Origin of the sequence: Nonomuraea sp. NPDC048892 (assembly GCF_040649735.1) — a bacterium.
Classification (GTDB): Bacteria; Actinomycetota; Actinomycetes; order Streptosporangiales; family Streptosporangiaceae; genus Nonomuraea; species Nonomuraea maheshkhaliensis.
Window position 1 is genome coordinate 279,463 of record NZ_JBEZFZ010000010.1, and the last position, 23,835, is coordinate 303,297.

26 protein-coding genes and 1 pseudogene are annotated in these 23,835 nt (G+C 72.0%); 10 read left to right on the forward strand and 17 right to left on the reverse strand.

Features of this window, described 5'->3' with window-relative positions; translation table 11 throughout:
- Positions 1–47: 47 nt before the first annotated feature.
- Positions 48–248: a hypothetical protein gene (locus AB0C28_RS31260; RefSeq protein WP_358079535.1), complete on the reverse strand. Its 201-nt coding sequence runs from the start codon at positions 246–248 to the stop codon at positions 48–50.
- Positions 249–329: 81 nt separating this feature from the next.
- Here AB0C28_RS31260 and AB0C28_RS31265 point away from each other — a divergent pair, with 81 nt between their 5' ends.
- Positions 330–914, forward strand: coding sequence for a TetR/AcrR family transcriptional regulator (locus tag AB0C28_RS31265; RefSeq protein WP_357860796.1), 585 nt, complete (start codon positions 330–332; stop codon positions 912–914).
- 18 nt (positions 915–932) lie between these two features.
- On the opposite strand, the gene AB0C28_RS31270 is transcribed toward AB0C28_RS31265, so the two are convergent.
- From AB0C28_RS31270 to AB0C28_RS31300, 7 genes are all read right to left on the reverse strand, one after another.
- On the reverse strand, positions 933–1,127 hold the full coding sequence (locus AB0C28_RS31270; protein WP_357860793.1) for a hypothetical protein: 195 nt from the start codon (positions 1,125–1,127) through the stop codon (positions 933–935).
- 150 nt (positions 1,128–1,277) lie between these two features.
- On the reverse strand, positions 1,278–2,042 hold the full coding sequence (locus AB0C28_RS31275; RefSeq protein ID WP_358079537.1) for an urease accessory protein UreD: 765 nt from the start codon (positions 2,040–2,042) through the stop codon (positions 1,278–1,280).
- A 44-nt stretch (positions 2,043–2,086) separates the two neighbouring features.
- Positions 2,087–2,800, reverse strand: a complete 714-nt coding sequence (ureG, locus tag AB0C28_RS31280; protein WP_357860787.1) for an urease accessory protein UreG — start codon at positions 2,798–2,800, stop codon at positions 2,087–2,089.
- A 46-nt stretch (positions 2,801–2,846) separates the two neighbouring features.
- The gene (locus tag AB0C28_RS31285; protein WP_357860784.1) at positions 2,847–3,521 is read right to left on the reverse strand and encodes an urease accessory UreF family protein; all 675 of its coding nucleotides are present in this window, start codon (positions 3,519–3,521) and stop codon (positions 2,847–2,849) included.
- Between the two features lie 85 nt (positions 3,522–3,606).
- Positions 3,607–5,532, reverse strand: a complete 1,926-nt coding sequence (locus tag AB0C28_RS31290; protein ID WP_358079539.1) for an urease subunit alpha — start codon at positions 5,530–5,532, stop codon at positions 3,607–3,609.
- Positions 5,525–6,262: an urease subunit gamma gene (locus AB0C28_RS31295; protein ID WP_357860778.1), complete on the reverse strand. Its 738-nt coding sequence runs from the start codon at positions 6,260–6,262 to the stop codon at positions 5,525–5,527. Before AB0C28_RS31295 ends, AB0C28_RS31290 begins: the two co-directional genes overlap by 8 nt.
- Before the next feature lie 240 nt (positions 6,263–6,502).
- Positions 6,503–6,721, reverse strand: coding sequence for a hypothetical protein (locus tag AB0C28_RS31300; protein WP_358079541.1), 219 nt, complete (start codon positions 6,719–6,721; stop codon positions 6,503–6,505).
- Between the two features lie 132 nt (positions 6,722–6,853).
- Between AB0C28_RS31300 and AB0C28_RS31305 the strand changes: the two are divergent.
- Positions 6,854–6,994 (forward strand): annotated as a pseudogene (locus AB0C28_RS31305) (helix-turn-helix transcriptional regulator); the annotation flags it as partial.
- Between the two features lie 372 nt (positions 6,995–7,366).
- Positions 7,367–7,795 (forward strand): SRPBCC family protein, encoded by a 429-nt coding sequence (locus tag AB0C28_RS31310; RefSeq protein ID WP_346114629.1) that lies wholly within the window; start codon positions 7,367–7,369, stop codon positions 7,793–7,795.
- Between the two features lie 57 nt (positions 7,796–7,852).
- Here the strand turns inward: AB0C28_RS31310 and AB0C28_RS31315 are convergent, their stop codons facing one another.
- Both AB0C28_RS31315 and AB0C28_RS31320 read right to left on the reverse strand, forming a co-directional pair.
- A complete protein-coding gene (locus tag AB0C28_RS31315) occupies positions 7,853–9,184 on the reverse strand; it encodes a serine hydrolase domain-containing protein (RefSeq protein ID WP_358079543.1) in 1,332 nt (443 codons plus the stop codon).
- Between the two features lie 120 nt (positions 9,185–9,304).
- Positions 9,305–10,249, reverse strand: coding sequence for a PHB depolymerase family esterase (locus AB0C28_RS31320; RefSeq protein ID WP_357860767.1), 945 nt, complete (start codon positions 10,247–10,249; stop codon positions 9,305–9,307).
- A gap of 219 nt (positions 10,250–10,468) precedes the next feature.
- Here AB0C28_RS31320 and AB0C28_RS31325 point away from each other — a divergent pair, with 219 nt between their 5' ends.
- Together AB0C28_RS31325 and AB0C28_RS31330 are read left to right on the forward strand one after the other, a co-directional pair.
- Positions 10,469–11,011: an AAA family ATPase gene (locus AB0C28_RS31325; protein WP_357860764.1), complete on the forward strand. Its 543-nt coding sequence runs from the start codon at positions 10,469–10,471 to the stop codon at positions 11,009–11,011.
- 74 nt (positions 11,012–11,085) lie between these two features.
- Positions 11,086–12,039: an aminoglycoside phosphotransferase family protein gene (locus AB0C28_RS31330; protein ID WP_358079545.1), complete on the forward strand. Its 954-nt coding sequence runs from the start codon at positions 11,086–11,088 to the stop codon at positions 12,037–12,039.
- Positions 12,040–12,069: 30 nt separating this feature from the next.
- On the opposite strand, the gene AB0C28_RS31335 is transcribed toward AB0C28_RS31330, so the two are convergent.
- The 5 genes from AB0C28_RS31335 to AB0C28_RS31355 all read right to left on the reverse strand — a co-directional run bounded on the left by AB0C28_RS31335 (position 12,070) and on the right by AB0C28_RS31355 (position 14,987).
- Positions 12,070–12,264 (reverse strand): CsbD family protein, encoded by a 195-nt coding sequence (locus AB0C28_RS31335; RefSeq protein ID WP_357860759.1) that lies wholly within the window; start codon positions 12,262–12,264, stop codon positions 12,070–12,072.
- 92 nt (positions 12,265–12,356) lie between these two features.
- Positions 12,357–12,758 (reverse strand): VOC family protein, encoded by a 402-nt coding sequence (locus AB0C28_RS31340; RefSeq protein ID WP_357860756.1) that lies wholly within the window; start codon positions 12,756–12,758, stop codon positions 12,357–12,359.
- A gap of 95 nt (positions 12,759–12,853) precedes the next feature.
- Positions 12,854–13,132, reverse strand: a complete 279-nt coding sequence (locus AB0C28_RS31345; RefSeq protein ID WP_358079546.1) for a hypothetical protein — start codon at positions 13,130–13,132, stop codon at positions 12,854–12,856.
- A gap of 156 nt (positions 13,133–13,288) precedes the next feature.
- Complete coding sequence (locus AB0C28_RS31350) at positions 13,289–14,137, reverse strand: helix-turn-helix domain-containing protein (protein ID WP_357861134.1); 849 nt, start codon at positions 14,135–14,137, stop codon at positions 13,289–13,291.
- A 31-nt stretch (positions 14,138–14,168) separates the two neighbouring features.
- A complete protein-coding gene (locus AB0C28_RS31355) occupies positions 14,169–14,987 on the reverse strand; it encodes an alpha/beta hydrolase (protein WP_358079548.1) in 819 nt (272 codons plus the stop codon).
- A gap of 185 nt (positions 14,988–15,172) precedes the next feature.
- Here AB0C28_RS31355 and AB0C28_RS31360 point away from each other — a divergent pair, with 185 nt between their 5' ends.
- From AB0C28_RS31360 to AB0C28_RS31375, 4 genes are all read left to right on the forward strand, one after another.
- Positions 15,173–17,416: an ATP-dependent RecD-like DNA helicase gene (locus AB0C28_RS31360; RefSeq protein WP_357860743.1), complete on the forward strand. Its 2,244-nt coding sequence runs from the start codon at positions 15,173–15,175 to the stop codon at positions 17,414–17,416.
- A 167-nt stretch (positions 17,417–17,583) separates the two neighbouring features.
- Entirely contained in the window at positions 17,584–18,783 is a 1,200-nt protein-coding gene (locus tag AB0C28_RS31365; protein ID WP_357860740.1) for an Ig-like domain-containing protein, read from the forward strand.
- A gap of 53 nt (positions 18,784–18,836) precedes the next feature.
- Positions 18,837–19,334: a GNAT family N-acetyltransferase gene (locus tag AB0C28_RS31370; RefSeq protein ID WP_358079550.1), complete on the forward strand. Its 498-nt coding sequence runs from the start codon at positions 18,837–18,839 to the stop codon at positions 19,332–19,334.
- Positions 19,335–19,632: 298 nt separating this feature from the next.
- Positions 19,633–20,577, forward strand: coding sequence for a phosphotransferase (locus AB0C28_RS31375; RefSeq protein ID WP_358079552.1), 945 nt, complete (start codon positions 19,633–19,635; stop codon positions 20,575–20,577).
- A gap of 25 nt (positions 20,578–20,602) precedes the next feature.
- Here AB0C28_RS31375 and AB0C28_RS31380 read toward each other — a convergent pair whose 3' ends face one another.
- Together AB0C28_RS31380 and AB0C28_RS31385 are read right to left on the reverse strand one after the other, a co-directional pair.
- Positions 20,603–21,487, reverse strand: coding sequence for an SDR family oxidoreductase (locus AB0C28_RS31380; RefSeq protein ID WP_358079554.1), 885 nt, complete (start codon positions 21,485–21,487; stop codon positions 20,603–20,605).
- A 2-nt stretch (positions 21,488–21,489) separates the two neighbouring features.
- Positions 21,490–22,740: an MFS transporter gene (locus AB0C28_RS31385; protein ID WP_358079556.1), complete on the reverse strand. Its 1,251-nt coding sequence runs from the start codon at positions 22,738–22,740 to the stop codon at positions 21,490–21,492.
- A gap of 80 nt (positions 22,741–22,820) precedes the next feature.
- Between AB0C28_RS31385 and AB0C28_RS31390 the strand changes: the two genes are divergently transcribed.
- On the forward strand, positions 22,821–23,708 hold the full coding sequence (locus AB0C28_RS31390; RefSeq protein WP_358079558.1) for a LysR family transcriptional regulator: 888 nt from the start codon (positions 22,821–22,823) through the stop codon (positions 23,706–23,708).
- Positions 23,709–23,835 lie beyond the last annotated feature (127 nt).

Below are 23,835 nucleotides of genomic sequence, written 5' to 3' on the forward strand. Positions count from 1 at the left end.
GCCCGCTTGGGGGCGACATGTCGTTGGCTTGGCCGACGTTTGCGCGATCATTCGTCGAGCAGGAGCGCCGCCACCGCCTCCGGGGCTTCGCGCATCGCGTCGTGGCCGGTGCTCGCGGCGCCGGCCGCGATCATTTCCCGGAAGTACGCGTTCGCCACCGACCACCACGACCCGCCATCGCGCGGGACGAAGGCGTCGTAGGCCCAGGAGCCCTTCCAGCCGCCGGGTACGAGGACGAACGTCGCCATGTGTCTCTCCTTCTCCGGCGACCTTGGTTACTTAGCGTGTCGACAAAATCGGGGTAAACAGCGGTCAGGAGCCGGCGGACAATGGCGAACACGGACGGAAAGGCACGCCCGCACGCGGGCCGTTCCCGTAACGAGCAGGCGCGCCAGGACGTGCTCGGCGGCGCGCTCGACCTGGCCGCGGAGACCGCCGCGCGCGGATTCACGATGGAGGAGCTGGCCGCTCGCGCGGCGGTGAGCAAGCGCACCCTCTACCGGTGGTGGTCCTGCCGGTCCGAGGTGCTGGCGGAGGCCCTGGTCGAACGGGCCCTGGCCGTCGTGGACACCCCCGCGAGCGACGATGCCGCCGCCGATCTTCGCTCGTACGTCAGATCCGTCTACCGCCAGGCCCACGCGCCGCAGGCGGCCGCCGCGCTCCGGCTGCTCATGGCCGACGCCCAGACCAGCCCCGCCGCCGCGGCGGCGTTGCGCACGTTCACCGATCACCGGCGCGCCACCTGCCTCGGGCTGCTGTCCCGGGCCCAAGAGCACGGCGTCGTCCCGGCCGAGCGCGATCCGGGGGTCTTGGCCGATGTCGTCCTCGGCACCGTCTGGTATCGCCTGCTCACCGCGGAACCGATCACCGGCGACACCGTGGCCGACGAGATCCTCGACCTGCTGTCGCGGTGACGGCGGCTCACCGGGTCGTCAGCAGGCTGCCTGGGTGGCGCGGTGCAGCCGGAAACGTGACGGCTCGGCGAGCTGCTTGTCGCTGCTCCACGAACCGTCACGATTGACGAACTCCAGGGTCGCGGTGACGTCGATCCAGCGCCATGTCCTGGGCATACCGAACCTCGTCATGCAGCCGGCGTGGGGAGCGCACATGACGCGGATCTTCGTCATGGTCGGGTCCTTGGGGATGACCGTCGGAGGGGCTGCCAGTGGGTGACGCTGATGGAGGCCCCCGCTCGGGTCCATGTCACCAGCCGCAAAGTAACGCTGAGTAACTTCTCCCTGTGGCGCTACCTCTCGGCGCCGCCTTCCTCCTGTCCATCACCAGAAGCGTCCCCCGCATGTGGGGTAAGCCGCGTCGAGGAGGCGGCGCAGCCGCAGAGTGTCCGGGGCGAGGGCGGTGACCAGGACGGCGGGGCCGGCGAGCGGGGTCAGCACGGCCTGCCCGTGGGCCGGGTCGTCGCCGAACAGCCGCACGTCCGGCGACTTGTCGTCGAAAGCCGGGTCGACGACGAGGAGTTGGCCAGCGGCGCGGTGGCCGGCCAGGACGGCGGGTCCGTCCCAGCCGGGCGCGTCCGGCCCGTACGTGTTCTGCTGATCCAGCACCGGCCGTCCGTCGTGCCGGACGGTGAGGCGGGTGGTCAGCCGGCCCGGCGGTTCGCCGTCGCGGCCGAGGACCTGTTCTTCGCGCAGGACGAGACGGGCGCCGGCGGCGACGTCGATGGTGCAGCTCTGGCGCAGGTTGCTGCGGGCGGCGGAGATCAGCGGCTCGGGCAGCCAGTGCAGGCTCGCCTGTTCGGCCACGCTCAGGTGCACGTCGTAGGTGGCGTGTCCGGGGGTGGGGCCGCGCAGGGCGATGGTGGCGGCGGCCGTGGTGATGTGCAGGTGGGCGCCGGGTTCGACGGCGGCTTCGAGGCGCAGCCGATCGCCGCCGAGCGGGGCGCTCATCACGCCCAGGATGCACACCCGTGCCTGATTCCCCTGCGGGCGGTGGCGGCGCAGGTCGAAGGGGCCGGCGCCGGCCAGGACGGGAAGCGCGGTCTCCTCTCCCACGCTGATCGCCCTGATCCGGGCGGTGGCATGCACGCCCCGGGGGGTGCACCCGGCCGCAGCGGCCTGGGAGGCGAGGCTCACTCGTCGCTCGCGGTCCAGTCGGCCAGACGCGCGCGGACCCAGTCCGAGACGGGCGTGACACCGCCTTCGGTCTTCAGGGCGGTGAAGGCGACGGGCAGGTCGCCGCGCTGGGCCTTGGCGTCGCGGGCCATGCCCTCCAGGTCTGCGCCGACGTAGGGGGCGAGGTCGGTCTTGTTGATGACGAGCAGGTCGGAGGCGGTCACGCCGGGGCCGCCCTTGCGCGGGATGTCATCGCCGCCCGCGACGTCGATGACGAAGATCTGCGCGTCGACCAGGCCCCGGGAGAAGGTCGCGGTGAGGTTGTCCCCGCCCGATTCGACGAGGATCAGGTCGAGCGGGCCGAGCTGTTCCTCCAGATCCTCGACGGCTTCGAGATTGGCGGAGATGTCGTCGCGGATGGCGGTGTGCGGGCAGGCGCCGGTCTCGACCGCCCTGATGCGCATCGCGGGCAGGACGGCCTCGCGCAGCAGGAACTCGGCGTCCTCGCGGGTGTAGATGTCGTTGGTGACCACCGCGATGGACAACTCCTCGCGCAGCGCGCGGCACAAGGCGGCGACGGTGGCGGTCTTGCCGGTGCCGACCGGCCCGCCCAATCCGATGCGCAGCGCGCGACGGCGGCCGTCAGAACGTCTGTCAGGGCGTCCGGGGGAGGAACCTCCAGGACTGTGAGGGTGATCCTCGGGGAAGGCGTGGCTGTGGTGCAGGTGCATGACTGCTCCAGGCGTCGGGAGGCGAACAGGTCGGGAAGTGCAGTGGTCAGGAGGCGAACAGGCGCATCGGGCGGGCGGCGTGCTGTTCGGCGGTGATGTCGAGCAGCGGCGCCGAGACCGCGGGCAACGCCTGCACGCCCTCGGCCTGGACGCGCTGCGCGGCCTCGGCGGCCCGCCGCGCGAGGTGGTCGATGTCGGCGGCCAGGCGGGCCAGGACGGCGGTGGCGTCGAAGGGGTCGAGGCTGAGCAGGCGGACGGTGGCGGTGGCCGGGCCGCTGACGCTCTCGTACGCAGCCGCGTAGGCGGCGTCCAGCGGCATCAGGCCAGCCGAGCGGGCGGTCAGGCCGAGGACGACGGGCTGGTGCGCGCCGCGCGGCCGGGCCGCGGCCAGGGCGTCGAGCTCGGGCGAAGGCCAGGCGGTGTGGGCGGCGCGCAGCAGTTGCCGGCCGAGCCTGCGCGCGGCCTGGCGCAGGGCCGGTGAGGGGGTGCGGGCGTCGGCGGCCTCCTCCAGCAGGAGCGGGTCATATCCTGCGGCGGCCGCGGCGGCCAGGCCCGCCGCGACCAGGCCGCTGGTGTGCAGCCGGCCGCGGCAGAACTCCTGCAGGCTCGCCACGTCGCGCACGCGTCGCGCGGTGACGGCTGCCTCAGCCCCGCCGGAGTGGGCGTGCCCGCCGGCGGGAAAGCGGCCGTCGGCCAGGACGAGTAGCGCGGCACGGTTCATCAGATGCGGCTCACCTCTCGTGCGCGGGTCATGCGCGGGGCGGTCGTTCACGGGCGCGATCAAGTGGGCGATCACCAGGTGGTGATCAGAAGAGGAAGTACAGCTGCGCCATCGGCAGCTCACTGGCTCCCTTGTCGCGGTCGGCGATCTCCTCGATCTCCTCGATCTCCTCGATCTCCTCGATCGTGGCGATCTCGGTCCTGTTCACGTTCTCGTCCTCCAAGCCGATCACCACCTCGAAGGTGTTGGGATCGACGCGGAGGTCGGGGAGGGCGTCGTTCTCCCGCATGTCGGCCTTGAAGACCTTGCGGGTGTCGCGGATGGGCGTGAACGTCTTGCGCACGGTGACCCGGTCGGGCAGGCCGGCCTTGATGGCGGCCGCGGTGACGAAGTTGACGGAGTTGGCGGCCGGGGCCCGGCCGGTCGCTCCCCACATCGGGCGGGGCAGGATCGGCTGCGGAGTGATGATGGAACCGTTGGCGTCGCCGACCTGCGCGTGCGCGATCTGCCCGCCCTTGATCACCCGGTGCGGCTTGACGCCGAAGAACCTCGGCTCCCACAGCACCAGATCGGCGAGCCTGCCCACCTCGACCGAGCCGACCTCATGGTCGATGCCGTGCGCGAGGGCCGGGTTGATCGTGTATTTCGCGACGTAGCGGCGGGCGCGATGGTTGTCGTGCCCGTCCTGGCCCGCCTTGTCGCCGTCCAGCGCGCCGCGCCGCTGCTTCATCACGTGCGCGGTCTGCCACGTCCGCATGATCATCTCGCCGATGCGGCCCATCGCCTGAGCATCCGACGACATGATCGAGATCGCGCCGATGTCGTGCAGGATGTCCTCGGCGGCCATCGTCGAAGGCCGGATCCGCGACTCGGCGAACGCCAGGTCCTCAGCCACCAGCGGATTCAGGTGATGGGCGATCATCACCATGTCGACGTGCTCCTTGACCGTGTTGACGGTGAAGGGCCGGGTCGGGTTGGTGGAGGCGGGCAGCACGTTCGGCAGGCCCACCATGGTCAGCATGTCGGGGGCGTGGCCGCCGCCGGCGCCCTCGACGTGGAAGACATGGATCGGATGGTCGCCGATGGCCGCGATGGTGTCCTCGACGTTACCGGCCTCGTTCAACGAGTCGGCGTGCAGGGCGAGCTGCACGCCGGTCGCCTGGCACACCTGCAGGCAGCGGCGCAGCACGGCCGGGGTGGCACCCCAGTCCTCGTGGATCTTCAGGCCGAGCACGCCCGCCTCCACCTGGTTGTACAGCGACTCGGTGGACATGGTGTTGCCCTTGCCGAGCAGCCCGATGTTGACCGGGAAGCCGTCCAGCGCCTCGAACAGCCGGGCCACATGCCAGGAGCCGGGCGTGACGGTGGTGGCGGTGCTGCCGTCGGCGGGGCCGGTACCGCCACCGATCAGCGTGGTCACCCCGGAGGCCAGCGCCTCGTTGATCTGCTCGGGGCAGATGAAGTGCACGTGGGTGTCGACGCCGCCCGCGGTGAGGATCTTGCCGTTGCCGGAGATGACCTCCGTCTCGGGGCCGATCACGAAGTCCGTCGCCGTGGCGTGCCCGTCGTGCAGCCGGTCCATGGTCTCGTCGTTGTAGGCCTTGCCGAGCGCGACGATGCGGCCGTCGCGGATGGCGACGTCGGCCTTGACGATCCCCCAGTGATCCAGGATGACCGCGCCGGTGATGACGGTGTCGGGCGGCTGCGGGGCGCCGAACCGCGCCGAGTCGCGCGGCGCGCACGACTGGCCCATCGACTCCCGGACGACCTTGCCGCCGCCGAAGATGACCTCGTTGCCGCTGCGGCCGGGACCGCCGCACCAGTCCTCGGTGATCTCGATCCGCAGGTTGGTGTCGGCCAGCCGGATACGATCCCCCACGGTGGGCCCGAACCGGTCGGCGTAGTCGACCCGGCTCAGCGGCTGATGTCTTTCCTCTCTCCGCGGCTCAGGCAGCGACGTCGGCGCCGGCGGCTCGGGTGCGGGCGGCTCAAGTGTCGGTGAGTCAGTCACGGAGCTTGCCTCCGACCTTGCCGTTCAGGCCCTCGACGATGCGCTTGCCCTCGATGGGCACCAGCTCCACCTCCAGCGGGTTTGGGGGTTCGAAACGCACCGAGCTGCCCGCGGGGATGTTCAGCCGCTTGCCGTAGGCGGCCTCGCGGCTGGGCTCGATGGTGAGGCGGGAATTGACCTCGTAGAAGTGAAAGTGCGAGCCCACCTGGATGGGACGGTCATCGGTATTGGTGACCGTCACGATCGTGACCTCGCGACCGGCGTTGAAGGCCACCGGGCCGGCGTCGCGCGGATGGTCGATCTTCCCCGGGTGAACCGGTGCCGTCTCCTTGCTCCCCTCTGGAATGGGGAGGATGCCCAGCTTCTGGATGGGGTTGCGAAGAGTGACCATCTTGGTGCCGTCGGGGAAGGTGGCCTCGATCTGAAGGTCGCTGATCATCTCCGCCACGCCGGGCATGACCTCGTCGTACATGGGCAGCGGCAGGTCGTCGGGCTGATACTTCAACTCCATGAGGTCCTCGACGGATCTGCCGTCCCGGGCCCCTTCCAGCACATACGCGGTCAAGATCGCGACCGTCTCCGGGTAGTTGAGCTTTCGCCCCCGCCTTTTCCGCTTGTGGGCCACGTCCGCGGCCACATGGATCATCAGACGTTCCTGCTCATGCGGAGTCAGATGCACTCCGCCACCTCGCCTTCGCTCCGCCCCGGGTTCTCCCGAGACCCCGACCACGGTGCGGACACCGATCGGCCTCAGCCATGCGGCGGCTGGCCGCTCGCTCCAGGCGGGAACCGGAGCTCCCGTCTGTGCCGCCCGCAGGAGCGCCAGTTCGGACTGGTGACTCGCAAGGCGACCCGAGGCGTTAACGGATCAACACCCGCCGCCCACAGACCGTAACTTGACGAATACTTAGAGCGACGTAGCGTGACGGTGAGGAGTCCATCACCCGCAACAGAGAATTTCCGTTATCTGTCACTCTTCGGGGGATCCGGTGCTGTCCGGCCAGCTCGGCACCCGCTCCGTCCGGGCCGGCTCGGCAGCGTTATCTGTCACATCGTCTTCGCGGGAGGTCCGTCCATGCCGGTCGTCCCGGTTGTCCTCGAAGTCGGCGTCGGAACCGTCGTAGCGCTTGAGCAGGTCCAGGGCGTCCATCACCGGCTTGAAGGTGTCATTGCTGGAGCGGAAGGTCACCGCCTTGAAGCAGCTTGGGCAGGCCGCGCCGGTAGTGGTGGGAGTAGGAGCCGCGCAGCTTGGTCCGCACCCGGGTGCGCAGCTCTTCGCGCCAAAATCCGGTCCGATCCTCCCCGGAGGCCGAACACGGTGATCGCGCGCCTGTCGGAGCGCGAGCGCGACGTGCTCGCCCTGGTCGCCGAGGGGCACTCCAACACCGCCATCGCCGGCCGCCTGGTCATCGCCGAGCGCACCGTGGAGGCACACATGGCGGGCGGCCGGGCCAGGGCTTGAGGCGGGTCAGGGCCCGGCCGAGCTCGTCCGGGTCGGCGGGCAGGCCGGTGAGCAGGGCCCCGTCGTCCATGGTGTGCGGGATGAGCCGGATGGCCGGCAACGCGCGGCTGATGAACACGATCCGGCCGTAGATCACGTTCCGCAGCAGACGCAGGGACTCGGAACGGGACAACCGCCTGGTCACCGGAGAGGGCGGCGTGGTTCGGTGTGGCACGCTCCCACCCTGCCGCGAGCGCGACCGCCGGGTTAGGGACGAAAGTCCCAACGTCGCCGGACGGATGATCTTCCGGCCCGCGCGCCTGCGGGCGCCGTCCCCGTCCGGGGGCGAGGATGGGCCTGAGCCATCGACCGGCCACCAGATGGGGGAACCCGGTGAAACCCGTGTACGCGGCCGCCGCCGCGCATGTGCCCGCGCCGCCGGAGCAGGTGTTCGAGCTGATCACCGACTGGCCCAGGCACCAGGAGTGGATGTTCATGACCACGGCCCGCCAGGTGAGCGAGCGGGAGCTGGAGGCGTACACGGGCGTGTGGCCGATCGGGTTCCTGGACACGATGACGATCACCCACTGGCAGCCGCCGACGCTGATGCGGGTCACGCACACCGGCCGCATCGTGCGCGGCCGGGGCGCGATCCGGGTCAGCCCGTGCCGCGACGGCAGCCGCGTGGTCTGGGCCGAGGAACTGGAGCTGCCGCTCGGGGTGCTGGGGTGGGCGGCGTGGCCGCTGGTCCGCCCGTTCGCCGTCGCGCTCGCGCGCCACTCGCTGCGCACGCTGTCCTCGCTGCTTCCCGTGCACGTGTGAAGGTGGTCAGCCCGGCGGCCGGCCCGGCCACGGGCCAGGCAGGCCTCGGGCTGCGGGTCAGGCGTGCCAGTCGCCCGCGCCGCCCGGCACCGGCGCGGCCGGGTCGTAGGGCTCGCGGGTGAAGATGAAGGTGTTGAGGTCGAGGTGGTCGGCGGCCGGCCGCAGCGTCTCGCCGGCGTAGTAGCCGTCGAGCCCGAGCCAGGTGCCGTCGTCCTGCGGCACGAACCGCGAGGCCCGCCCACCTCCGCCGATCGGCTCCAGCGCCAGCCCTCGGTCGGACAGCAGTCGCAGCGCGTACGGCTTGGGCCCCCAGTGCCACAGCCCCGTCAGCGCCAGCAGGTCGGGGTCGGCGGGCACGGGCCGCCACTCGTCGGGCAGGCGCGGCTCGTGCTCGTCCAGGATGTCGAGCAGGTCGGTGAGCAGCGTGCCGCTCATGCCGGAGGTCGTGTTGGCCATGAACAGCACGCCCACGCTCTCCGACGGCTGGGCCCACACGGTGGCCAGGAAGCCGGGCATGGACCCGGAGTGGCCGGACAGGCGGCGCCCGCCCGTCCTGGCCAGTTGCAGGCCCAGCCCGAACCCGCCGGTCCAGGCGTCGCCGTCGTCGACGCCGGCCGGTTCGCGCATCTCGGCGAGGGTGTCGGGGCACAGCACGCCGCCGGTCTCGCCGCACAGGAACGCCGCCCAGCGGGCCAGGTCGTGCGGGGTGGACCACAGCTGGCCCGCCGGCGCCATCGCGTCGGCGTCGTGCTCGGGCTCTTCGAGTACGACGTCGGCCCAGGGGTGGACGGCGTAGCCGGTGGCGTGGGGAGCGCGGGGGCGGGTGGTGGTGTCGTGCATGCCGAGCGGGTCGAGCACCTCGGCGCGCAGCGCCTTGAGCCAGGTGGTGCCGCGCAGCCGGCCGACGAGCTCGCCGAGCACGGCGAAGCCGACGTTGGAGTAGTGGAAGCGGCGGCCGGGCCGGTGTTTGAGCTCCTCGGGCCCGACCCGGTCGAGCAGGTCGGCCGCGGGGATGCCGGGGGTGCGCTCCCACCAGGCGGTGGGCGGCTCGGCGGTGAGCCCGCCGGTGTGCGAGAGGAGCTGGGCGATGGTCAGGTGGCCGAGGCGGGTGCCGGGCAGGTGCTGTTCCAGCGGGTCGTTCAGGCTCAGGGCACCCTCGTCGCGCAGCCGCATGACGACGACGGCGATCATGCTCTTGGTGATCGATCCGATGCGGTACTGGGTGGCGGCGGTCGGGGCTGCGTCACCGACGCGCCCGCGCCCGCCGAACCACGCGGTCCGCCCGTCGCGGACGATCGCCGCCGTCAGCGACGGCACCCTGCACTCGGCCTGTTCGACGGCGAGCCTGCGCATCAGGGCGCGCGCCGCCGGCTGTCCCACCTGACTCATGAGCGACAAGATTAGTGGTTGGAACGGGGTGAGCTGCGGCTGTTCGCGATGGCCGATCGCGCGAGCGTCCGGAACGTGGCCGGACGGACACGGCCGGCCGGCCGCGCCATGCCGGGGCGGTCAGCGGGAGGGGGCGCGGTCGAAGGTGTCGAGGATCAGGCCGGTGGCGTCCAGGTCGCGGGTCGTGGCCCCGAGCCAGGGCACCTCGATGCCGCCGGGCCAGGTGTGGCCGCCCCCGTCGACCGTGTAGAGGCGCAGGGTGACGCCGGCGGGGCATGTGGTCCACTCGCGCAGCCGTACCTGGCCGGTCAGGGAGCGGGTGGTGCGGCCGGTGCAGCCGAGGCGGCCGGCCCAGCCGGCGGCCGCCCGTTCCACCGGGTCGAGGACGACGAGGTCGGCGAGCGCGCGCAGGTCGCCGGTGGCGTCGCGCAGCGGATGGCCGCCGCGGTAGGGGACGATGCGGTCGGCGGTGCCGTGGAAGGCCACGATCGTGGTCGGGACGGCGTTCGCGCAGGGGCGGACGATGTTGAGGCCGGCCACGGCGGCGACGGCGGCCAGGCGCCCGTCCAGGGCGCAGATCAGCGCGGCGGACATGGCGGCGCCGTAGGACATGCCGGCGGCGAACTCGCGCCCGGTGTCGACGCACAGGTTGCGCCGCAGGTGGTCGAGGAGAGCGGCCAGGAACGCGGCGTCGTCGGGGCCGGCGGTGTTGGGGAGCGTCCAGCCCATACGCCCGTCGGCGGCCTGTGGGGTGGCCACGATGTAGCCGCGGCGCGAGCCCTGCTCGGCCAGCCGGCTGTAGGCGGTCTGGCGGCCGGCGGTGGAGTTGAGTCCGTGCAGGTCGAGGATGACGGGGTGGGGGCCGTCGCCGTCGGGGACCGACAGCAGGAAGCGGCGTTCGAGGCCGGCGTGGCCGAGCCGGTGGGTGCCGGGCTCCAACCGGGTGGCGGCCTGGCAGCCGCTGGTGGGGGCGGCCTGGGCGGGCGGGCCCGGCGGGGGTGGCGCGGTCTCGCAGCGGGCGGCGAGCAGCAGTGCCGCCAGCACCAGGGTCGCGCGTGTGGGCATTGGGCGCCTCCCGCAGCCGTGTGGGGGTCCTGGTTGGCAGTCTGCGGGACGGGGCGGTCGCGCGCGAGCCGTTCGCGGCGGGTGTAGGTTGAGGACGAGCTCTTGCTGGTGGCCGCGCGTGGCGATTCCGCCCGGCCCGGGGTTCTCCTGGTGGTGGCGTCCGGCCTTCCCCTTTTTCTCTTTTCCTGTTCGTGTGCCTGGAAGGCAGCCCGTACGACGATGAAGCGTTACATCCTCACCGGAACCCCCGGTTCCGGAAAGACGACGATCCTGCACCGCCTGGCCGCCCTCGGCCACGCGACGGTGGAGGAGGCCGCCACGGCGGTGATCGCGGCCGAGCAGGCGCGCGGCGAGGCCGAGCCGTGGACGCGGCCGTCCTTCGTCGACCAGGTCGTGGCCGTGCAGCGGCAGGCGACGCTCCTTCCCGGCGCGGCTCGGCGGGGGTGGCAGTTCTTCGACCGTTCGCCCATCTGCACGCACGCTCTGAGCATCTTCGTCGGCCATCCGATCTCCCCGGCGCTGTCGGCCGAGATCGACCGGATCACCCGTGAACGGGTCTACGAGCGTGAGGTGTTCTTCGTGCGCAATCTCGGGTTCTGCGAGCCGACCGCGGCCCGCCGGATCGGTTTCGAGGAGTCGCTGGTGTTCGAGCGGCTGCACGAGGAGACGTACCGGACCTTCGGCTATCGGATCGTGGACGTGCCGGCCGGGCCCGTGGCCGGGCGGGTGGCGGTGATCGAGGCCGCCGTGGGCGCCGGCTGAGACGGCGGCGCCGCCCGGGGTCCTGCGGAAAAGCAGGAGACGGATCCGCGCCGCCTGTGCCAACATGCTCGGCCATGCCCATGCCCATGCCCATGTCGCTGCCGATGTCGGGCCAGGAGCCGAGCGCCGAAACCCTGGCGGCGATCGCCGCCCTGCACGGGGCCGGCGGAAGGATCCGGCCGCTTCCGCCCGGGGTGGCCAACCACGCCTTCCTGCTGGGCGAGGAGCTGGTCGTCCGTATCCCGCGAGGCGAGCGCTTCGTCGCGGACCTGGTCAAGGAGGCCGAGGTCATCCCCGTGGCCGTGCGCGCGGGGGTGCGGACGCCGCGGCTCGTCGCCTTCGACGACTCGCGCTCGGTGGTGGACGTGCCGTACATGGTGCTGGAGCGGGCGCACGGCGACGACCTCGCGCGCCTCGACCTGACTGACGGCCGCGCCGCCGGCGTCCTGCGCCAGGTCGGACGGGAGCTGGCCCGGCTGCACCGCGTACGCAGGACCGCCGGGCCAGCCCTGGCCACCGTGCCCGTGGCGGACGGCGCCGTGGACGCGCCGGCCCTCGTCGAGAACCTTCACGCGGGCGGCTGGATCGACGCCGAGGCCGCCCGCTGGCTGACCGGCTGGGCCTGCCGCCTGTCGGCGTACCTGCCCGCCGACCGGCCCCTCGTCCTGGTTCACGGCGACCTCGCGCCACAGAACCTGCTCGTCCACCCGGAGACGTCCCGTCTTTCCGGGATCGTGGACTGGGGTGACGCGCAGTGGGCGGACGCGGCCGTCGACTTCGCCAAGGTGCCGCTCACCGGTGTCCCGGCGGTGCTGGCCGGCTACCGGGAGGAATCCGGCGAGACGGACGTGCCGGGGTGGGAGGCCCGCGTGTTGTGGTACCACCTCACGTGGGCCCTGGGTCGGCTGGCCGACCCCGTCCCGCATCCGGGTGAGCGCCACTGGAGCGCCCCCGCGGCCGGCCGGCTGCTCGGGCTGCTGCGTTTCTTCGCCTCAGGCCCGCCGGCCCCCTGGCCCGCGCTGGTTTGACCCCCCCGGCAAGACGCGGCGGCTCGGCGGTCACTTCTTGAAGGCGTCCTTCACCTTCTTGCCCGCGTCCTTGACCTTCTCGCCGGCCTGCTTCAGGCCGCCCTCGGTCTGGTCGGCGCGCCCTTCGGCGCGCAGCCGCTCGTCGCCGGTGGCGTCGCCGACGTTCTCCTTCGCCCGCCCCTTGAGCTCCTGAGCCTTGTTACGGATCTTGTCGTTGGTGCTCATATCTGTGCCTTTCCTGGTCGAATCTCCGCGAGCCCTTGTCCTAACCGAGCGGGAAGGCCGGAAACGTGCCTCCCGCTCGCGGGGGCCGACGATCACAGGTAGAGGCAGAAGGGATGCCCGTCGGGGTCGAGCATGACGCGGACGTCGGGCTGCGGCTGGAACCCGGCCTCGGCCGCCCCGCACTCCAGCGCCCACGCCACGGCCGCGGGCAGGTCGTCGACCTTGACGTCGAGGTGCTGGGAGGCGTTCTGCCGGCCGGGCTCACTGGGCCACACCGGCCGCTGGTGGTGGCGTTCCCACTCGAAGTTGACCGTGAGCCCGGCCCCGCCGTCCGGCTGCCGGATCTGCGCCCACCCCGCCTCCTGCGGCTCGCCCTGGTCCGGGCCTTCCTCCGCGGTGACGGGCCAGCCGAGCAGCCGGGCGTAGAAGCGCGCGAGCTCACGCGGCTGCGACGTGCCGACGGTCACGGAGGTCAGCTGGAGACGAGGGGGCATGACGATCAGTTCCTTTCGGCGACGAGCCCGGATCAGCGGCGGGCCCGGCTATCTCATCGCGTGATGTCCTGCCCGGGGACCTTCTCGTTCAGGCGTCAGCCGTGTCTCTTGCCGGTTCGCAGCTCGTAGTCGGTGAGCTGGACCACGGCGGGCCACATGCTCCGGAGCCCGAACCAGAGGGTGCCCGCGCCGATGGCCACGAAGGTGAGGATGGCGGGCGTGCCGAAGGTGCGTTTCCGCGGTTCGGGGGTGGCGGCCGGCGGTGCCGTGACCGGGGTGGGGGAGAGGGCCTCCCACACCATGCCGCATTCGGGGCACCGCCATGGCTCGGCGTCGCCGGCCGAGTCGGGGCGGGCGCAACGGTGGCTGTCCAACGAGGTCCTCAGGGGTGGGTCCGGTGAGCGGGTTCGATCTTGGTGGCGCCACTTTGCCACACCCGTGCAGCCTGAACCAGGCCTGTGAGCGTGCGCCGGTGCGGGTGAGGGGCGGTGGGGTGGTGAACCCGGTGGTGCGGGGTGGTGAACCGGTGGTCACCTACGCACGGCCGCCGGGCGCCGGGCCGGCGAGGAGGCCGGCCAGGCGACGTCGTCGATCGCGAGCCACGGCGCGGCGGCCAGGGCCGTGGGGGTGAGCCCGGTGAACGTCATGATCTCGTGGTGGAGGTGGGACTGGTCGGCGTAGCCGCTCTCGGTGGCGACGCGGGCGGCGGGGTGGCCCGCCGCGAGCAGGTGGGCGGCGTGGTCGAAGCGCACCAGCCGGGCGGCGCGTTTGGGGGTGATGCCGAGCTGGGACCGGAACCGGGACCACAGGCGCTTGCGGCTCCAGCCGACCTCGTCCGCCAGTCCGTCGACCCGGACCCGTCCCCGGCCGGCGATCGTGCGGTGCCAGGTGTGGGCGACCTGCGGATCGACCGGCGGGTGTGCGCCCAGCCGGCGGCCGAGGAGGTCCGCGGCGATCGTGAAGCGTTCGTCCCACGAGGCGGCCGCGCGCAGCCGGTCCTCGGCGTCGCGGCCCCAGACGTCCTCAAGGGCGGTCACCGTCCCGGCCAGCTCGGCCGGCGCCCCGAACAGCGCCGCCGCCGCGACCGGCTCCAGCCGGATCTGGAGCACCTGACCGGCTCCCCGGCCGGTGGCCCGGAGCTCGCCGGGCAGGAGCCCGACGACGACGCTGCCGCGCTCGCGCCGGCCGGGGGTCTCGTAGACGGCGCCGGCTCCGTCGCTCAGATCGACGAGCAGCGTGACGGACGGGTGCGCGACCATGGGGATGTCGACCGGGCCCGGCGCGCGATGGCGGAACCCGGCCATACCGACCCCGGGCAGCCGGAGCGACGGGCGCGGGAGCACGACGTCCACCCACACCCGGCCGGACGGCGTCCCCATCAGCGTCACGGCGTCAGTCTAGGCATCGGGGTCAGGCTCGCCACCGGCTCGTGGCCGTGAAGCTCAGCAGCAGTTCGCCGGTCGTCTCCGGTGCTTCCATCATGGGCAGGTGCCCGACGCCGGGCAGCAGTTCGATCCGGGCGTCCGGTACGGCGTCGTACAGATGCGCCGACGACGGATCCCAGCGCGGGTCGGCGGCGCCGAAGATCACCAGCAGGGGGAGCCGGAGGGCGGCCAGCCGCGCCGGCAGGCTCCGCTCGGCGATGTAGGCGGTGTTGGCGCGCAGCACGGTCCGCATCGCGGGGTAGGTGATGCTGCGCAGGTCGGCGACCACGTCGTCGGGCAGGCTGATGGGGCGCACGGCCGTCGCGCCGATCCCTTTGCGGATCATCGCGTCGGAACGCCTCGCCCACAGGATCGGCCCCAGGGGCGGGGCCAGCAGCGCCCGCAGGATGAGCGGCTGGCGCAGCAGCGCGTCCGGGCGCGGGCCGGCGCTGATCAACGCGAGCGAGCCCACGAGGTCGGGCCGCTGCTCGGCCAGCGCGGTGGCGATGTATCCGCCGCTGGAGTGCCCGGCCACGGCGACGTGGCGCAGGCCGAGGTCGTCCAGCAGCGCCGCCACCTGTCCCGCCTGCGCCGGCACGTCGTACGACGGCGAGGACGGGGGCGGGTGGGGGGACTTGCCGCAGCCCGGCAGATCGACCCGGATGACATGATGACGGGCGGCCAGCGCCGGCACCATGGGGCTCCAGAAGCCGCCGCAGGCTCCCGATCCGTGGACGAGCAACACCGGCGGCGCCTGCCGCGGCCCGTCCATGACGACGTGCATCCCCCGCAAAAGCTCACTCATGCGCCGAGTGTGCACGGGCGGCCGGCCGCCGGTCTTGGAGATTTGTTCCCGCGCAACCGCAGGCCGGCGGCGCGGGGTGGCGGGGGGTGGCGAGGGGGCGCGGAGCACGTGCTGATGGCCGATCGCCGGACCGGCGGCCGGGGCCGGGTGTCGCGGGGAGCAAGATCTGCCCTAGTCTCCTCGGTGTGGGGAGGCCCGTGGGGAGCCCGGACGAGGGCTCGAGGATCGCCGGTACGACGCTCGACGCCGTGCTCGAACGCGTGACCTACGCGAATGAGGAGACCGGCTACACGATCGCCCGCGTGGCCACCGAGCGCACCGGCGCCGACCTGCTGACCGTCGTCGGGCCGCTGCTCGGCGCGCAGGTCGGCGAGTCGCTGCGGCTGCACGGCCGGTGGACCTCCCACCCCCGCTACGGCCGCCAGTTCGAGGTGATGTCCTACACCACCGTGCTGCCGGCCACCGTGCAGGGCATCCGCCGCTACCTCGGCTCCGGGCTGATCAAGGGCATCGGCCCCAAGATGGCCGAGCGGATCGTCGACCACTTCGGCACCGGCACCCTTGAGGTGATCGAGCAGCAGCCCGAGCGCCTGGTCGAGGTGCCCGGTCTCGGTCCCAAGCGGACGAAGATGATCGCCGCCGCCTGGGAGGAGCAGAAGATCATCAAAGAGGTGATGATCTTCCTTCAGGGGGTCGGGGTGTCCACCTCGATCGCGGTGCGCATCTTCAAGCAGTACGGCGACACCTCCATCTCCGTCGTCAGGAGCCACCCGTACCAGCTGGCCGACGACGTGTGGGGGATCGGGTTCAAGACCGCCGACACGATCGCGCAGGCCGTCGGCATCCCGCACGACAGCCCCGAGCGGGTCAAGGCCGGCCTGCGTTACACGCTGTCGCAGGCGGCCGACGACGGCCACTGCTATCTGCCGGCCCCCAACCTCGTCGGCGACGCGGTCAAGATTCTGGAGGTGCCCGCCGACCTGGTCGCCTCCTGCCTGGAGGAGCTGGTCGCCGACGAGGGCGTCGTCCGCGAGCAGATCCCCGCCGGCGACAACCTGGTGCCGGCCGTCTACCTGCCGCCCTTCCACCGCGCCGAGATGTCGCTGGCCTCCGGCCTGCTGTCGCTGCTGAACGGCGGCCACGACCGGCTCAAGGCGTTCGCCGACGTCGACTGGGAGCGGGCCGAGACGTGGCTGCACGGCAAGACCGGCGCCGAGCTGGCCGCCGAGCAGCGCCAGGCGGTCCGGCTGGCCCTGACCGAGAAGGTCGCGGTGCTGACCGGCGGGCCGGGCTGCGGCAAGAGCTTCACCGTGCGCTCCATCGTGCTGCTGGCCCGCGCCAAGCGCGCCAAGGTCATCCTGGCCGCGCCCACCGGCCGGGCGGCCAAGCGCCTGGCCGAGCTGACCGGCCACGAGGCCACCACCGTGCACCGGCTGCTGCAGCTGCGGCCGGGCGGCGAGGCCACGTTCGACCGCGACAACCCCCTCGACGCCGACCTGGTGGTCGTCGACGAGGCGTCCATGCTGGACCTGCTGCTGGCCAACAAGCTCGTCAAGGCCGTCGCGCCCGGCGCCCACCTGCTGTTCGTCGGCGACGTCGATCAGCTGCCGTCGGTCGGCGCGGGCGAGGTGCTGAAGGATCTGCTGGCCGCCGAGGACGTGCCGCGCGTACGGCTGACGCAGATCTTCCGCCAGGCCCAGGAGTCGGGGGTCGTGGTCAACGCCCACCGGGTCAACACCGGCCGCCACCCCGTGCTGGAGGGCATGCAGGACTTCTTCCTGTTCCCGTGCGAGGAGCCGGAGGAGATCGCCGCCCTCACCGTGGACGTCGTGGCCCGCCGCATCCCCCGGCGCTTCCGCCTCGACCCGCGCCGCGACGTGCAGGTGCTGGCCCCCATGCACCGCGGCGCCGCCGGCGCCGGCGCGCTCAACACGGCGCTGCAGGAGTCACTCACCCCGGCCAGGGAGGGCATGCCGGAGCGCCGGTACGGCGGCCGCGTCTTCCGTGTCGGCGACAAGGTCACCCAGTTGCGCAACAACTACGACAAGGGCGCGGCCGGGGTGTTCAACGGCACGGTCGGGATCGTCACCGACATCCGGCCCGACGAGCACAAGCTGACCGTCCTGACCGACGAGGAGGAGTCGGTCGACTACGCCTTCGACGAACTCGACGAGCTCGCCCACGCCTACGCCGTCTCCATCCACCGCTCCCAGGGCAGCGAGTACCCCGCCGTGGTCATCCCGCTGGCCACCAGCGCGTGGATGATGCTGCAGCGCAACCTTCTCTACACCGCCATCACGCGGGCCAAGAAACTCGTCGTGATCGTCGGCTCGCGTCGGGCGCTGGCGCAGGCCGTACGGACGAAGGGGGCGGGCCGCCGTCACACCGGCCTGACCCACCGCCTCGACCGGGCCCGGGCCACGGCCTGACCCGCGCTCTGACCTGCACGGGCACCCCCAGGGACGGGGTGCCGCCCGCCCGGTGGTCAAGAAGTAATTGAAATGTGATCGAACTCTCTCGAATGATTTCGCGTCCTACATGTAGGAGCATTAAGGTTTTTGGGGTGCCTTTTGGTACTCATGGGGAGAGGACAATCTTGAACGTTGCGACTGCTTGGAGGAAGCCCGCCACCGCAGCCGCGCTGCTCACGGCCGCAGCGCTGACCGCGTCATGCTCTGGCGCCGGTCCCGCGACGCCCGCGGGCCCCGACTCCCCTGAAGGCACCACCGTGGCCACCCCGCAGGCCCCCACCGTCAAGATCAGTCCCGCGGAGGGCACGTCCAAGGTCCACCCGGACAAGAAGGTCGTCGTCACCGCCGCCGGCGGCGCCCTGGAGAACGTGGTCGTCGAGGCCGACGGCGAGCAGCTGGACGGCAAGTACAACACCGACAAGACGCGGTGGGTCTCCAAGACCGCGCTGAAGCCGTCCACCAGCTACAGCGTCTCGGCCACGGCCGGCGCCACCACCGCCAGCAGCACGTTCACCACGGCCAAGCCCGAGCGTTCGCTGCAGGTCGCCGACGTCACCCCCAACGCCAAGGGCGAGAAGCTCGGCGTCGGCGCGCCCATCATCGTGACCTTCAACCAGCCGGTGAGCAACAAGGCCACCATCGAGCGCGCCCTGGAGGTCGAGGCGGAAAAGCCCGTCGCGGGAGCCTGGCGGTGGATCAACGACACCGTCGTCATCTACCGCACCGCCAAGTACTGGCCGGCCCACCAGAAGGTCACCTTCAACGCCAACATCACCGGCATCAAGGCCGGCAAGGGCCTGTACGGGACCAAGGACTACACCGCGGACCTGAAGATCGGCGCCAAGCAGATCAGCAAGGTCGACGTCGCCAAGCACATGATGTACGTCTACCGCGACGGCAAGCGGGTGCAGACGATGCGCATCAGCGCCGGCATGGCCACCACCCGCGAATACACCACGACCTCCGGCGTGCACCTGACGATGGAACGCGGCAGTCCCGTGCGCATGATCTCGCCCGGCCGTAAGAAGGGCGATCCCGGCTACTACGACGTCATGATCGACCACGCGGTGCGGATCTCCAACTCCGGCGAGTACGTCCACGCCAAGAACAACGTCTGGGCCCAGGGGGTGCGCAACGTCAGCCACGGCTGCGTCAACGCCCGGCCCGACCAGGCCAAGTGGTACTACGACCACTTCCAGCGCGGCGACGTCGTCGACATCACCGGCACCGACCGCGAGCTGGAGTGGAACAACGGCTGGGGCTTCTGGCAGATGTCGTTCTCGCAGTGGAAGAAGGGCAGCGCCCTGAAGAGCAGCAAGGCCTGACGCTCCCGTACGGGACAGACGGCGGGCACCCTGGGTAAGGAAATCACCTGATCATGCACATCCGCCCCGGCCGGGACGGCGACGTCGCCACGGTTCTGGCCATGTTCGACAGCGCCGTCACCTGGTTGTCCGCCCGCGGCCGCACCGGCCAGTGGGGCGAGCGGCCCTTCACCGGCGACACCCGCCGCACCGAGCAGGTCGCCTCCTGGCTGGCCGGCGGCGGCCTGCGCATCGCCGAACGCGACGGCCGCCCCGCCGGCTGCATCAGCGTCGGGCCCGCCCACGGCTACGTCACCCCCGCCGCCGAGCCCGAACTCTACGTGCAGGCCCTGGTGACCGACCGCGACCACGCCGGCCACGGCGTCGGCCGGGCCCTGCTGGAGTGGGCCTTCGGCGAGGCCCGTGAGCGGGGGGTCGGCCTGGTGCGGGTGGACTGCTACGCCGGCGACGACGGCCGCCTGGTCGCCTACTACGAAAGCTGTGGCTTCACCCGCTCGGCCCCGTTCACCGTGGGCGAGTGGCCCGGAATGCTCCTGCACCGCCACCTGTGACGACCGGCAAACGCGATCAGACCCGCTCGGATCATCTGGGCCTGATCGCCAAATGTCTGAAGTGGCAGACGCTGCGGCCCGCGCACCTTTTCCGCTCGAACGCGCCGGGAAGCCCGAGGGGAAGAAATCCGGATGACAGGCCGGGCCGAGACCTGTTTCATGATCTGATGTCTCGAAGCTTCCGCCACCGCGAACACTGCCAGACAGGGGCGCCGGCTTCACGGCCCGGTACTGCCGAAGTTGCCACCGAGTGCCAAGCAGCTCTCTGTCCATGCGCTGAAATGTCGAGGTCGAGCCGATGAATCAGGGCACCCATCCCGAAGAGCTGCCGGCCGAGGTCCTGGACGACGTGGCCGGCGTGGTCGGGGCAGAGGTCACTCTTCTCGGTCGCCTTCCGGCAGGCGTCAATGGGGGTGCCGTGCGTGTCCGGTTGGCCGGAGGGGCGGATGCGGTGCTCAAAGCAGTGCCCCGGGCTCACCCCGACCACCTGGATGAGACGTTGCGGGCCCAGAGGGTGGTCGAGCACATGCGCAGGCGCGGCTATCCCACCCCGGCCTGGCTCGGAGTGGGGGCCACAGCCACTCATGTATGGCATCTGATGGACTTCGTTGACGCGGCTCCCGCGCCAGAGCTGACCCCGTTCCTCGTCGAGCAGCTGATGGAGATCATCGAACTCCAGGCCGGCCAAGCCTGCGAGCCCTACGACCACTGGTCGTACGCCTGGCGGGTCGCCACCGGTCAGGAATCGGCTGTCGCCGGGCTGGATGTCGACGAGACGCCGGAGCAGTCGCGTCTGCGCCAGTCCGTGGCCGGGCTCTCGGGGTATTCCTGCGTGGTGTCGGCCTTGGTCGAGCGCCTGCGGCTCGTGTGTGCCGGCGTCCTGCCACCACGAGCGGCACCTGACATGGTCCATGCCGATCTCGCAACCCCGGGCAACATCCTGGTCCGTGACGGAACGGTGGTGGCGGTCGTGGATATCGGGAACGCGGGCAGCGGCACGCGGGCGACTGACCTCACCGCCCTCGTGTGGTACACCTTCCAGGATCGGCTGCTGGACGGTGTCCGCAGGCGGCTGTGGGCGAGAATCCTCGACGTGGTCGGCTGGGAGGGGGCGGCGGTGCTCGCAGCGGCACAGATCCTTTTCATGCTCGAGGTCCCCGTCCGTCACGGGCGCCACGATGTCGTTCCAGGGGTGGTCACGCGCGGCCATCGCGCCCTCGACGAGCTGAACGCTCTTCGCTGACCCGACAAAGGGCGTTTGGGGCGCTTCAGCGGGGCTCGGGCGGGGTGAAGGCGGTGGCGTGGTCGCGGGCGAAGGCGGTGATGTCGTGCGGTGCCCGGCCTAGCAGGGTGGCCACCGTGCCGGTGGCCAGGTCTCCCCAGCCGCCGGCGTACGCCTGCGCGTACTCCTCCAGCATGTCGGCGATCCACAGCGGCACGCCGTGGCAGAGCAGCGTCTTGCGCTTGGCCTCGTCGCTCACCGGCAGGTAGGAGACCGGCCGGCCGAGGACGCGGCTCAGCGCGCCGGCCGCCTCGTCGAAGGTCAGCGGGCGCGGCCCGGTGAGCGTGTACACCTTGCCGTGGTGGCGGCCGGGGTCGTCGAGGAGCACTCGGGCGGCGCATCCGGCGACGTCGCGCACGTCGATCATGCCGATTCGGGCCGCGCCCATGTTCAGCGCGAACGTGCCGGTGGCGGTGATGTCGCCGGCCTCGTTCAGCAGGTTCTGCATGAACCAGTGCGGGCGCAGAATCGTCCAGCGCAGGCCCGAGCGCTCTAGTTCCTGGTCCGACAGCGCGTGCAGGCGGCCGCTGCGGTTCGGCGCGTCGTACGCGGCGCCGATCGCCGACAGGCGCACCACGCGCTCCACCCCGGCCTGACGAGCGGCCCAGAGCGCGTTACTGCTGTGCTCGGGGGCGCGCGGGCCGTTCGGGGTGAGCAGCCACAGGTCGTGCACGCCCTCGAAGGCGGGCGGCAGCGACCGGGCGTCGCCCAGGTCGCCGGCGAACACCTCGGCCCCGCGTTCGCGCAGGCCTCGCGCTCTGGAGGCGTCGCGGACGAGCACCCGCGGCCGGATGCCGGCGCCTGGCAGCGCGTTCATGAGCGCGCCGGAGACGGATCCGGTCGCTCCGGTGATCAGCACGGTGCGTGACATGGTCAATCTCCCTTGATCGAGCCGGCCGGCACCGGGTGTGCCACGGGCCGCGGGGGTGTGCCGGCGGGCCGGCCGGTGGTGAGGCGTTCCAGGATCCACAGCACGACGGTCCCCGCCGACAGCGCGCCGCCCAGGACGCACACGCCGCTCCAACCGGCGTGCACCCAGACCAGCGAGGTCAGCGCGGAGCCGATCGCGCCGCCGGCGAAGAAGGAGGTCATGAACGCGGAGTTGATCCGGTTACGGGCCTGCGGCCGCAGCGCGTAGACGACGTTCTGGCTGCTGTTGAGCACCGCCTGGTGCGCCAGATCGAGCAGGATCACGCCGGCGAGCAGCCACACCAGCGACCGTGCCCCCGCGGCGATCGCGAGCCAGGACGCCACGAGCAGGACCGTTCCCGCGCCGGTCACGACCTGCACGAGGCCGCGGTCGGCCAGCCTGCCCGCCACCGTGGCGGTCAGCGCGCCCGCCACGCCGACCAGGCCGAACAGGCCGATGGCCGGCTCCGTCCACGCGTACGGGGAGCCTGCCAGCAGGAAGGTCAGCGCCGTCCACAGCACGCTGAAGGAGGCAAGGCTCAGAGCGCCGATGCCCGCCCGCCACCGCAGCAGCGGCTCCAGCCGGAACATCGCCACCGTCGAGCGCAGCAGCGCCGGGTAGGACAGGCGCCCGCCGTCGCCGCCGAGACGGGGCAGGAACAGGCGCAGCAGCACGGCCGTCAGCGCCATCAGGGCGGCGCCCGCGAAGTAGACCGTCCGCCAGCCGCCCAGCTCCGACAGGGTTCCCGACGCGGTGCGGGCCAGCAGCAGGCCGAGGATCAATCCGGTCATCACGGTGCCGACCACCCGGCCGCGTTCGGCCGGGGCCGCCAGCGTCGCCGCGAACGGCACCACGACCTGCGCCCCGACCGAGGCCAGCCCGGTCAGGGCCGTGCTGATCATGAGCACCGTGCCGCCGGACGCGGTGGCCGAGACCAGCAGGAACACCGCGGTCGCCGCATACAGCGCCACGGCGAGCCGGCGCCGCTCCATCAGGTCGCCGAGCGGCACCAACAGGATCAGCCCCAGCGCGTACCCGGCCTGCGCGGCCGTCACGAGCAGGGCCGCGCTCGCGGGCCCGAGGCCGAGGTCGCGGCCGATCAGGTCGAGCAGCGGCTGCGCGAAGTAGTTGCCCGCGACCGCCAGCCCGGTCGCCGCCGACATCAGCAGCAGCAACCAGCGCGACAGGCCGCCGGGGTGGGGTGTCGTCGTCATGCGTCCCAGCCTCGGGCACCGGCGATCGATGAGTCCAACACATGTTTGTCATCGGATCGATCGTGGTTCACGATTGATGGGTGGAGCTTCAGCAGATGCGTTACGTCGTCGCCGTCGCCGAGACGAGCAACTTCACCCGCGCCGCCGAGCGGTGCATGGTCGTGCAGTCGGCGCTGAGCCATCAGATCGCGCGGCTGGAGCGCGAGCTGGGCGCCAGGCTGTTCGACCGCACCAGCCGCCGCGTCCTGCTGACCCCGGCGGGCGAGGCGTTCCTGCCCGCCGCCCGCCAGGCGCTCGACGCCGCCGACCGGGCCCGGGCGGAGGTGGCCGCCGCCACGGGCGAGATCCGCGGCCGGCTGGCCATCGGCGCCATCCCCACGGTCACGGCGGTCGACCTGCCGCTCGTGCTGCGGCACTTCCACGAGCGGCACCGCCAGGTGCGGATCAGCCTGCGCTCGGGCGCGAGCGAGGAGTTCGTCGAACGTGTCCGTCAGGGCACGCTGGACGTCGCCTTCCTGGGGCTGCCTCCGGGTGCCCGGCCCAAGGGCGTGCGCGGCCGCGAGCTGGCCCGCGGCGACCTCGTCGCCGTGGTCACGCCCGGCCATCGGCTGGCCGGCGAAGAGCGGGTGACGCTGAGCAGGCTGGCCGATGAGCCGTTCGTCGACTTCCCCGCCGGCACCGCCGGGCGGATCCAGTCCGACGAGGCCTTCGCCGCCGCCGGGATCGCGCGCGAGGTCGCCTTCGAGGTGTCGACCCCCGACTTCATGGCTCGCCTGATCCGGCTGGGGCTGGGGATCGGGATGCTGCCGGAGGCGTTCGTGGCGCAGCTTCCCGACCTGCCCGTCGTCCGGCTCAGCGACGCCCCGGCCCGCATGGAGCACCTCATCTGGAGCCGGCACCAGCCGTCCCCCGCCGCCGTGGCCTTCCTGTCCGCTCTGGGCGTGCCGGCCGACGATGGGCTCACATGAGGTAGCGCAGCCACAGGTACGGGGCCACCAGGGTGACGGTGACCGCGGTGACGATCAGGCCGTACTTGGTGAACTGCCAGAAGCTGATCGGGGTGCCGTTGCGGGCGGCGATGCCCAGGATGACGAC

Bases quoted from the DNA above. Each gene is read 5' to 3' on its own strand.
- AB0C28_RS31315 (WP_358079543.1), bottom strand. From the start codon at position 9,184: ATGAGTCAGGTGGGACAGCCGGCGGCGCGCGCCCTGATGCGCAGGCTC.
- AB0C28_RS31340 (WP_357860756.1), bottom strand. From the start codon at position 12,758: ATGCCCCCTCGTCTCCAGCTGACCTCCGTGACCGTCGGCACGTCGCAG.
- AB0C28_RS31380 (WP_358079554.1), bottom strand. From the start codon at position 21,487: ATGTCACGCACCGTGCTGATCACCGGAGCGACCGGATCCGTCTCCGGC.
- AB0C28_RS31355 (WP_358079548.1), bottom strand. From the start codon at position 14,987: ATGAGTGAGCTTTTGCGGGGGATGCACGTCGTCATGGACGGGCCGCGG.
- AB0C28_RS31370 (WP_358079550.1), top strand. From the start codon at position 18,837: ATGCACATCCGCCCCGGCCGGGACGGCGACGTCGCCACGGTTCTGGCC.
- AB0C28_RS31320 (WP_357860767.1), bottom strand. From the start codon at position 10,249: ATGCCCACACGCGCGACCCTGGTGCTGGCGGCACTGCTGCTCGCCGCC.
- AB0C28_RS31260 (WP_358079535.1), bottom strand. From the start codon at position 248: ATGGCGACGTTCGTCCTCGTACCCGGCGGCTGGAAGGGCTCCTGGGCC.
- AB0C28_RS31265 (WP_357860796.1), top strand. From the start codon at position 330: ATGGCGAACACGGACGGAAAGGCACGCCCGCACGCGGGCCGTTCCCGT.
- AB0C28_RS31335 (WP_357860759.1), bottom strand. From the start codon at position 12,264: ATGAGCACCAACGACAAGATCCGTAACAAGGCTCAGGAGCTCAAGGGG.
- AB0C28_RS31350 (WP_357861134.1), bottom strand. From the start codon at position 14,137: ATGGGGACGCCGTCCGGCCGGGTGTGGGTGGACGTCGTGCTCCCGCGC.
- ureG (WP_357860787.1), bottom strand. From the start codon at position 2,800: ATGCACCTGCACCACAGCCACGCCTTCCCCGAGGATCACCCTCACAGT.
- AB0C28_RS31375 (WP_358079552.1), top strand. From the start codon at position 19,633: ATGAATCAGGGCACCCATCCCGAAGAGCTGCCGGCCGAGGTCCTGGAC.
- AB0C28_RS31270 (WP_357860793.1), bottom strand. From the start codon at position 1,127: ATGACGAAGATCCGCGTCATGTGCGCTCCCCACGCCGGCTGCATGACG.
- AB0C28_RS31325 (WP_357860764.1), top strand. From the start codon at position 10,469: ATGAAGCGTTACATCCTCACCGGAACCCCCGGTTCCGGAAAGACGACG.
- AB0C28_RS31285 (WP_357860784.1), bottom strand. From the start codon at position 3,521: ATGAACCGTGCCGCGCTACTCGTCCTGGCCGACGGCCGCTTTCCCGCC.
- AB0C28_RS31330 (WP_358079545.1), top strand. From the start codon at position 11,086: ATGCCCATGCCCATGCCCATGTCGCTGCCGATGTCGGGCCAGGAGCCG.
- AB0C28_RS31385 (WP_358079556.1), bottom strand. From the start codon at position 22,740: ATGACGACGACACCCCACCCCGGCGGCCTGTCGCGCTGGTTGCTGCTG.